The organism is Streptomyces sp. WELS2, assembly GCF_013870595.1.
In the GTDB taxonomy this organism is placed as follows: Bacteria; Actinomycetota; Actinomycetes; order Streptomycetales; family Streptomycetaceae; genus Streptomyces.
In genome coordinates, this window is sequence record NZ_JACBWZ010001085.1 from 1 (window position 1) to 1,805 (window position 1,805).

General features: G+C 74.6%; 2 pseudogenes. One reads left to right on the forward strand and one right to left on the reverse strand.

What is annotated here, in order from left to right:
* Positions 1 to 81 (reverse strand): annotated as a pseudogene (locus tag H5J33_RS38095) (oxidoreductase); the annotation flags it as partial.
* Positions 82 to 354: 273 nt separating this feature from the next.
* On the opposite strand from H5J33_RS38095, the pseudogene H5J33_RS33870 reads away from it, so the two are divergent.
* Positions 355 to 1,788 (forward strand): annotated as a pseudogene (locus tag H5J33_RS33870) (APC family permease); the annotation flags it as partial.
* Between the last annotated feature and the right edge of the window lie 17 nt (positions 1,789 to 1,805).

Below are 1,805 nucleotides of genomic sequence, written 5' to 3' on the forward strand. Positions count from 1 at the left end.
GAGCGCGTGGGCGATGGCGGCGCCGATGCCCTGCGTCGAGCCGGTGACCAGTGCGGTTCGTCCTGTCAGATCGATGCGCATGACGACACGAGTTCCCCCCGGCCCCGCGGCCTACCGCGGCCCGGGCCCGGCGACCACCGGCCCCGGCGGGCGCACAGCCCGGAGCCGGCCGGCCACCGGCGCGCTTTCCCGGCGTGACCCCGTACGGCAGGCGTCAAGATCCCGTCAGCGCGGGGGAGCCGGGCGCCAAGGTCCCGTAAGGGACCGGTCGGGGACGGCCGGTACCGGACACACCCTGGGGGCACCGCGCACACGGTCCCCCTGTGTGTCCGGAGAACGAAGGAGCACGCACCCATGTCCGTCCTGACCACCGGGCCCGGCGCCGCCCCCGCGGGCGAGGAGCCGCCCGACACCGGGGATCGGCACCGGCTGACCGCCGTCACCGGCCTGGCCGCGCTGTCGCTGGACGCGATGGCCTCCGTGGCGTACGGCCCGGAGGCCATCGCCCTGGTGCTGGCCGCCGCCGGCGCCCGCGGGCTGGGGTTCACCCTGCCCGTCACCCTGGCCATCGCCGCACTGCTCGCCGTACTCGTCGCCTCCTACCGGCAGGTGATCGCGGCCTTCCCGGACGGCGGCGGCTCCTACGCCGTGGCCAAGGCGCACCTGGGAACGCGCACCAGCCTGGTGGCCGCCGCCTCGCTGGTCCTGGACTACGTACTGAACGTGGCCGTCGCCGTCACGGCGGGCGTGGCCGCGCTGACCTCCGCCTTCCCCGCCCTGCACGGCGCCCGGCTGTGGCTGTGCCTCGCCGTGCTCGCCCTGGTCACGGGCGTCAACCTGCGGGGCATCGCGGAGTCGGCGAAGGTGTTCATCGTGCCGACCGCCGTCTTCGTGGGCGCCGTCTTCGCGCTGATCGCGGTGGGACTGCTGCGGTCCGCCCCGGTCGGTACGGCGACCGCGGCCGGCCATGCCCCGGTGGTCGAGGACAACGCCGGCGGTGTCGGAGCACTCCTCCTGCTCAAGGCATTCGCCTCCGGGTGCAGCGCCCTGACCGGTGTCGAGGCCATCGCCAACGCCGTGCCCTCCTTCCGCGTCCCCCGGGTGCGCCGGGCACAGCGCGCGGAGACCGCCCTCGGCGCCGTCCTCGGCCTGATGCTGATCGGCCTGGCCGTGCTGATCGGCCGCTTCCACCTCCAGTCGGTCGCGGGCGTGACGGTCCTCGCCCAGCTCGCGGACGCCTCCTTCGGCCACAACGGGGCTTTCTACGTCCTCCAGTTCGCCACCATGACCCTGCTGGCCCTGTCCGCGAACACCTCCTTCGGCGGGCTGCCGGTGCTGCTGGAACTGCTCGCCCGGGACGACTACCTGCCACACGTCTTCGCGCTCAAGGCCGACCGGCAGGTGCACCGGCACGGCGTCCTGGCCCTCGCCGCGGTCTCGGCGGCCCTGCTGGTCTTCTCGGGCGGTGACACCAACACCCTGGTGCCGCTGTTCGCGATCGGGGTCTTCGTCGGCTTCACCCTCGCCCAGGTGGGCATGGTCCGGCACTGGCGCCGGGAGCGAGGACCCGGATGGCGTGGGAAGGCCCTGCTCAACGGCCTAGGCGCGCTGCTCACCGGGGTGTCGGCCGGCGTGGTCACGGCGAGCAAACTCGCCGAGGGCGCCTGGCTCGTGGTCGTGGCGCTCCCCCTGCTGGTCGCCGCCTTCGTCGCCGTGCACCGGGCCTACGACCGCATCGGCGAGCGGCTCGGCCGCGTCCCCGAGCCCCCGCACCGCGAGCGCTCGCTGTGATCGTCCCGGTGTCC